Source organism: Methylobacterium sp. WL19, assembly GCF_008040005.1.
Taxonomy (GTDB): Bacteria; Pseudomonadota; Alphaproteobacteria; order Rhizobiales; family Beijerinckiaceae; genus Methylobacterium; species Methylobacterium bullatum.
Genome location: NZ_VRVC01000183.1, coordinates 1 through 6923 on the forward strand (window position 1 = coordinate 1; position 6923 = coordinate 6923).

A 6923-nucleotide genomic window follows, 5' to 3' on the forward strand; every position below is an offset into this window, starting at 1 on the left:
GGAGGGGCACGCCGCTGGCCCGCGCGAGGTCGCGGGCGGTGTGCTTGAGGCCGAAGGCGCGCAGGTGCTCGGGCTTCGGGCCGATGAAGACGATGCCCTCCGCCGCCAGACGCTCGGCGAAGGCCACGTTCTCCGACAGGAAGCCGTAGCCGGGATGGACGGCTTGCGCCCCCGTCGCCTTGCAGGCGGCGATCACGGCCTCGACGTTCAGGTAGCTCTCGGCCGCCGGCGCGGGGCCGAGGCGGACGGCCTCGTCCGCCTCCAGCACGCCGCGGGTGAACCGGTCGGCATCCGAGAAGACGGCCACGGAGGCCACACCCATGCGCCGGCAGGTGCGGGCGATCCGCCGGGCGATCTCGCCGCGATTGGCGATGAGGATCTTGCCGAACATCAGCGCGCGTCCCGAATGGAGACGTGGATCGGCGTCGGGTTGAAGCCGTTGCAGGGGTTGTTGATCTGCGGGCAGTTCGAGATCACGCAGATCACGTCCATCTCCGCCGTGACCTCGACGTAGTCGCCCGGCGAGGAGACGCCGTCGACGATGGCGAGTTCGCCGTTCTGCTCGATGGGCACGTTCATGAAGAAGTTGATGTTGGGCGGGATGTCGCGCTTGGAGAGGCCGTATTTGGCGACTTCCAGGGCGAAATTCTCGCGGCAGGCATGGAGATAGCGGGTGGCGTGGCCGAAGCGCACGGTGTTGGCCTCGCAGGAGCAGGCCCCCGCCGAGGTGTCGTGCCGGCCGCAGGAATCGGCGGTGACGGTGGCCATCACCCGGCCCTCGTTGGAGACGAGGCGCGTGCCCGTCGTCACGTAGGCCGAGCCCTGGACGCGCAGGGTGTCCTGCGAGGAATAGCGCTCGCCCATGTCGCCGGCGCGGTAGAACAGGGTGTCCACCGCCTGGCAGCCGTCGGTGTCGGTGATGCGCAGAATCTGGCCCTTGCGCACGAGGCCCGACCAGGGCGCCTGGGCCGGCACGACCTCATCAAGGAGAAGCTGGGTGTCGTCGGTCATGATGCGTCCCTCCCGTCAGAAGCCGATGGCGGCGTTGTTCTCGAAGCCGCGCACGGCCTCGATCGTGGCGTTGCGGCAGAGATCGTCCGCCGCCGGGACGGGCGCCCGGAAGCGGGTCACCACCACGGGGTTGGGCGCGTAATCCGGGTTCGGGTCGAGGGGGTGCGGGCAGTTGGAGAGGGTGACGAGGAGGTCGAGCTCGGCGCGCAGATCGACGAAGTCGCCCGCACGGCGGCCGGCCTCGTTCCAGGCGAAGCGCCCCTCCGCGCCCACGGAGACGGGGGCGAACAGCGTGATGCAGGCGGGGATGTCGCGCCGGTCGAGCCCCGCCTTGAGGGCGGCGAGGACGAGGTTGTCGCGAGTGTTGCGATGGGGGCCGCCCGCGTAGCGCGCGGCATTGGATTCGGCGTTGGAACCACCGACGAGCGCGTCGTGCGTGCCGCAGGAATCCTCGATGAGCGACAGCATCACCCGGCCCATGTCGGAGAACAGCACCCGGCCGCGCTGGAGGGCGGCGGTCCACTGCACCTTCACGGTATCGGCGTAGTTCAGGCGCTCAGAGGTCTCGGCGGCGTTCCAGGCGACGAGGGCGACGCTGGACGGGCCATGGTCGAGGCCGATCCGCAGGGCCTCGCCGGCATTGAGCTCGAAGGTGCGATACCAGCCGCCGGGAATGGTCTCGGTGTGGAGGATCGCCGCCTCGTCGAGGGGCAAGTCCCGCGCGGAGGGCGGTGGCAGGGTGCGCGGGGCATGCCCCTGGCCCTGGGCCTTCAGTTCCTCGTAGCGCCGCCGATTCTCGGCGATGATGCTGGCTGTGTCGGTCATGCCCGTCTCCTCAAGGCTGTTCTCCGGGTCGTCCCGGAAAAACAGCCCTGGCGCGGCCGGGTCGTCCCGGCGGGCATGCGTCGTTAGGGGTGCTGCTTAACCCGGCGGACCACCGAGTGTGAAGTACTTGCGCACCGGCTCCCTGACGTCCCAGGTGCCGGAGAAACCGGCGGGAGAGACGAAGGCGTCCCCCGCCCGGTAGGTCTTGGCGAGCCCGTCCCCGTCCGTGACCACCACCACCCCTTCGAGGATGTGCACGAACTCGTTCTGGGCGAACTCGATGTGCCATTTGCCCGGCTGGCAGGTCCAGGTTCCGGCCGAGAAGAGACCGTCGTCGCTCTGGTAGGCGACGCTCACCGTCTGGGCCGGATCGCCCGAGACGATCCGGCCCGGGTCCGGCCGGTAGGGCTTGCAGGGGCGGGGCGACCCGGCGAAATCCACGGTCCGGACGCCGCTGCCCATGCCGGTCACGAGCGTCCCCATCGACCGCGCGCCGATTCCGCCGAACAGGGCGAGCAACGGACCGCCGAACGTATGAAGCAGTCGCGCAATCTCCACCGAACCATCTCCCCCGCAACCGCATCCGCGGCCGGCCGAATCCCGGCCACCCTTGCGAATACCAGTAATTACAGCGGGAGAGAAGCATGAGTGTGTTGAGAATCCGCTTCGAGTGAGGGTTAACGACAAGCAAGGTTCGTATCGGCACGCCAATGCTTCACCACGCCCGGGCCTTTGACGTGTCGCCGGTGTCACGATGCAAAACCGGCGACCACGTTTGTTGAGCCTGCCTAGAACAGATGGCTGTAGCGCTCGATCTCCCAGGCACTGACCGTGAGGTGATACTCCTCCCACTCGGCGCGCTTGTAGCGGATGAACTCGTCGCGCAGCGCCTTGCCCAGGGTCTTCTCCACCAGCGGGTCGGCGGCGAAGGCGTCCACCGCCTCGGCGAGGGTCTGGGGCAGGAACTCGATGCCGCGCTCCGCGCGCTGGGCGTCGGTGAGGTCGTAGAGGTTGTCCTCGTTGGGAGCCCCCGGATCGATGCGCTCGCGCACGCCCTCCAGACCCGCCGCGAGGACCAGGGCGGCGGCGAGGTAGGGGTTCACCGCGCCGTCCGCGTTACGGCTCTCGCAGCGTCCGCCGCCGGCGGGCACGCGCACCGAATTGGTGCGGTTGTTCGAGCCGTAGGAGTTGAACACCGGCGCCCAGGAGAAACCGGCCATGGAGCCCTGGCGCACGAGGCGCTTGTAGCTGTTCACGGTGGGCGCGAAGGCGGCGCAGAGCGCTCGCCCGTGCTTCAGCACGCCGCCGATGAAGTGGTACCCGGTCTCGGTGAGGCCGAGGCCGCGCGGATCGTCCTTCGGGTCGCAGGCGAAGGCGTTCTTGCCCGTCTCCTTGTCGGAGAGGGACATGTTGAAATGCGCGCCATTGCCGGTGCGATCTGCAAAGGGTTTGGGCATCATCGTGGCGATGAGGCCTTCTTCCTTGGCATACTGCTTGGCCATCATGCGGAAGAAGGTGAGCCGGTCGCACATGGTCAGGGCGTCGGCATAGTTGAAATCGAACTCGAACTGGCCGCAGGCATCCTCGTGGTCGAAGGAATACAGGTCCCATCCGAGATCGTTGATCGTGGTGGCGACCTTCTCGAGCCAGGTGAAGTTGTCGACGAAGCCGCGCACGTCGTAGCAGGGCTTCACCAGCTTATCGTCGGGGATCGGCGTATGCAGCGAGCCGTCCGCCTCCTGCTTGAGCAGGAAGATCTCGCATTCGATGCCGAGGTTGAAGCCGAAGCCCATGGCCTCGGCATCCTTCAGCACGGACTTCAGGGCAACGCGGGTGGAGAGCGGGTAGGGCTGGCCCTGGAAGGTGAGGTCGGCCGGGCACCAGGCCAATTTCGATTCCCAGGGCAGCTGGATCAGCTGCGAGAAGTCCGGCACCGAGGCGAGCTCGTCCTCGTTAGGGGCCTGGCCGAGCCCGTCGAGGGCATAGCCGGTATAGCGCTCGGACCCCGCCGCCATCTGCGGCAGGTGGTCGACGGGCACCACCTTGGCCTTCTGTGCGCCGTGGATGTCGACATAGGCGCCGATGACGTATTTCACGCCCTTGGCGCGCAGGTCGTCCTGCAGCTTGGCAATGGCGGGATCGATTTCGGTGGCATGCGCCATCGGGCGGCTCCTTGGTTTTAGGCGGAAACGGAGAAGGAATGGGGCAGCGGCGGGGTCTCGGAGAGGCCCCGCAGGACGAGGGCGGACAGGTCCTCGACCATCCAGCCGAACAGACGCTCCCCGTCTTCGAGGTTCGCCTGCGAGGGGCGTCCGGTGACGCCGTTCAGGCTCGTCCGGTTGACCGGATGGGAGAAGACGAGCCCCTCCGTCCGGTCGGGATCGTCCGCATCGGCGATGCGGTCCGGGCGCACGAGATCGGACGCCACCGCCATCATCAGCGCGGTCTCGGCGGCGTTGGCGTGCCAGTCGTCGGCATCGGCGAAATGCGCGGCGCGGACGCGCTCGCTCACCGTGGCGGAATTCACCAGGGCGACCATGAGGTCGTCATGGGCGGCGCGCAGCATCTCCAGGGCGCAGCGCAGGGGCGCGGCGTTGGTGACGTGGGCGTTGACGATGAACAGCCGGCGGACGCCCGACTGGTAGGCCGAGGTGCCGATCTGGGCCACGAGCCGCGTCATCATCACGGGATCGAGGGTGATCGTACCGGGCCAGCGCCGGCTGTGCCCGAGGGAACAGCCATAGGGCAGGGTGGGAAGCACCGGCACGCGGGTCCGCGCCGAGACCGCATGGGTCAGGGCCTCGGCCAGGACGAAATCCATGCCCGTGCCGAGATGCGGCCCGTGCTGCTCGGTGGCCCCCACCGGCAGGATCGCGGCATGGGCGACGGCGGCGAGGTCGCCGGGGATCTCGTCCCAGGTGCGGTTCGCCCAGAGGAGGGGGGTCATCGTTTTGCTCTCCGATCACCGAGAGCGCGCACTTCCCTCCCCCTTGTGGGGAGGGACCGAGGGTGGGGGTGGTGCAGGATGAGACGCGAGAGGTGCCTTCTGCGCCACCCCCACCTCCAGCTCCTCCCCACAAGGGGGAGGAGAGCCACGTGGTCGGTATCAGAGAGAGGCATCATTCCACCTCGTCCCCGGCTGACGTCATGCGCGTCACCACGTCGGGGGCGACGCTTTCTTCGGCCTCGTCCTTCGGCGGGTGGATCAGCGCGTCGAGGCGGGCGCGGGTGGCGCGGAATTCCGGGGTGAGCGCCTGGTTGTGGCTGCGCGGGCGCGGCACCGGGACCTCGATGAGTTCGGCCACCTCGCCCGGATGGGCGCTGAGCACCAGGATGCGGTCGGCCAGGTGCACCGCCTCGTCGAGGTCGTGGGTGATGAATACGATGGTGATGTCGATCTTCTTCCAGATCTCGATGAGATAGGCCTGCATCCGGGCGCGCGACTGGGTGTCGAGGGCCGAGAACGGCTCGTCCATGAGCAGGATGCGCGGCCGCGTGGCCAGCGCCCGGGCGATGGCGACCCTCTGCTTCATGCCGCCGGAGAGCTGGTGCGGGTAGCTGTCGGCGAAGGCCTCCAGTCCGATGAGCGCCAGCCATTGCCGGGCCTCGCGCTCCGCTTCCCGACGCGGCGTGCCGTTCTCCTCCAGTCCGAAGGCGACGTTGCGCAGCACGCTGAGCCAGGGGAACAGGGTGTAGCCCTGGAACACCATGCCCCGGTCGGCCCCCGGCCCCGAGACCGGCACGCCCTCGACGCTGACCACGCCCGAGGTGGAAGTCTCGAGCCCGGCGAGGATGCGCACGAAGGTGGACTTGCCGCAGCCCGATGGGCCAACGACGCAGAGGAACTCGCGCCGGTGGGTGACGAGGTCGATGTCCTTCAGGGCCACCGTGGTGCCGCCGTCCGGCTTGCGGAAGGTCTTCGTCAGTTTCTCGACCCGGAGGGCGACCTCGCGGCTCTTCAGCTTCTCGAACCGGGCACGGACCGGCTCGCACTGGGTGCGGTAGTCGCAGGCCTCGATCGGCAGGACGACGGGAGAGGCGACGGGAGAGACCGAGTTCACGCTTCGCTCCTGTCGTAGGGGAACAGCCGGCGGCCGAGCCAGGCGAGGGCGAGATCGGTGGCCGAGCCGACGAGGCCGATGATGAGGATCGCGGCGTAGACGTTGTCGAAATGCTGGTAGCGGGCCTGCTGGGTGATGAAGAAGGTGATGCCCGACGAGGTGCCGATGAGTTCGGCGACGATGAGGTAGGTCCAGGCCCAGCCGAGCAGGATGCGCTGGTCGCGGTAGAGCTGCGGCAGCATCGCCGGCACGATCACGCGGCGGATGAGGCGGAGATTCCGCGCGCCGAGCGTCAGCGCCGCCTCGATCAGCAGGGGCTCGATCCGCCGGGTGGTGTTGGCGATGACCAGCACCTGCTGGAAGAAGGTGCCGATGACGATGATCGCGATCTTCGGCCCGTCATAGATGCCGAGGATCGCCACCATCAGCGCGCCGAAGGCGGGGGCCGGCATGTAACGCACGAACTCGATGACCGGCTCGGTGAGGCGCGCCAAAGTCGGCTGGGCGCCGCAGAGGATTCCCAGCGGCACGCCGATCAGCGACGACAGCAGGAAGCCGAGGGCGATGATCTGGATCGAGTGCCACAGGCTCAAGGGCAGGCGGATGGCGTCGCGCTGGGTCGGCTGGGCCGTCAGCGAGGTCCAGAACGCGGTGGCCACCTCGTGCGGGGCGGGGAGGTAGACCGGGTTGGCGGGCCTGCCCGCCGGCTCGGCGGTGCCGGCCGTTTTGGCCGAGGCGACCTCCTCCGCGAAGGCGGCCTTCGGCACGCGCATCCCCGGTTCCATCCAGGCGATGTCGCCGGGCTCGGTCACTTCCACCAGGGGATGCCACAGGAACGGCACGTAGGAGACCGCCGCCCAGGCGAGGAGCGGGATCAGGAACGACAGGATGGCGAGGCTCGTCCGCCGGCGCGGCGAGAGCGGCCGGGCCACGCCGACCCAGGAGCGGCGGCGCGGGGAGATGGGAGACGAGACGCGGGCCCCTCCTCCCCCGTGTGGGGAGGAGTTGGAGGTGGGGGTGGTCGGG

General features: G+C 68.7%; 8 protein-coding genes. All 8 read right to left on the minus strand.

What is annotated here, in order from left to right; translation table 11 throughout:
* The coding region (locus tag FV220_RS23225) for a biotin carboxylase N-terminal domain-containing protein (protein ID WP_281406100.1) at positions 1-391 on the minus strand (391 nt) is incomplete at its 3' end.
* Positions 391-1011: an urea amidolyase associated protein UAAP2 gene (locus tag FV220_RS23230; protein ID WP_147833387.1), complete on the minus strand. Its 621-nt coding sequence runs from the start codon at positions 1009-1011 to the stop codon at positions 391-393. The genes FV220_RS23225 and FV220_RS23230, both read right to left, overlap by 1 nt.
* A gap of 15 nt (positions 1012-1026) precedes the next feature.
* Positions 1027-1836: an urea amidolyase associated protein UAAP1 gene (locus tag FV220_RS23235; protein ID WP_147833388.1), complete on the minus strand. Its 810-nt coding sequence runs from the start codon at positions 1834-1836 to the stop codon at positions 1027-1029.
* 96 nt (positions 1837-1932) lie between these two features.
* Complete coding sequence (locus tag FV220_RS23240) at positions 1933-2394, minus strand: cupin domain-containing protein (protein ID WP_238254073.1); 462 nt, start codon at positions 2392-2394, stop codon at positions 1933-1935.
* Positions 2395-2624: 230 nt separating this feature from the next.
* A complete protein-coding gene (gene glnT, locus FV220_RS23245; protein WP_147833389.1) occupies positions 2625-3998 on the minus strand; it encodes a type III glutamate--ammonia ligase in 1374 nt (457 codons plus the stop codon).
* A 17-nt stretch (positions 3999-4015) separates the two neighbouring features.
* Positions 4016-4783: a creatininase family protein gene (locus FV220_RS23250; RefSeq protein WP_147833390.1), complete on the minus strand. Its 768-nt coding sequence runs from the start codon at positions 4781-4783 to the stop codon at positions 4016-4018.
* A gap of 172 nt (positions 4784-4955) precedes the next feature.
* The gene (locus FV220_RS23255; protein ID WP_056141467.1) at positions 4956-5897 is read right to left on the minus strand and encodes an ABC transporter ATP-binding protein; all 942 of its coding nucleotides are present in this window, start codon (positions 5895-5897) and stop codon (positions 4956-4958) included.
* Positions 5894-6859: an ABC transporter permease gene (locus FV220_RS23260; protein WP_246689524.1), complete on the minus strand. Its 966-nt coding sequence runs from the start codon at positions 6857-6859 to the stop codon at positions 5894-5896. The genes FV220_RS23255 and FV220_RS23260 overlap by 4 nt, the downstream gene beginning before the upstream one ends.
* Between the last annotated feature and the right edge of the window lie 64 nt (positions 6860-6923).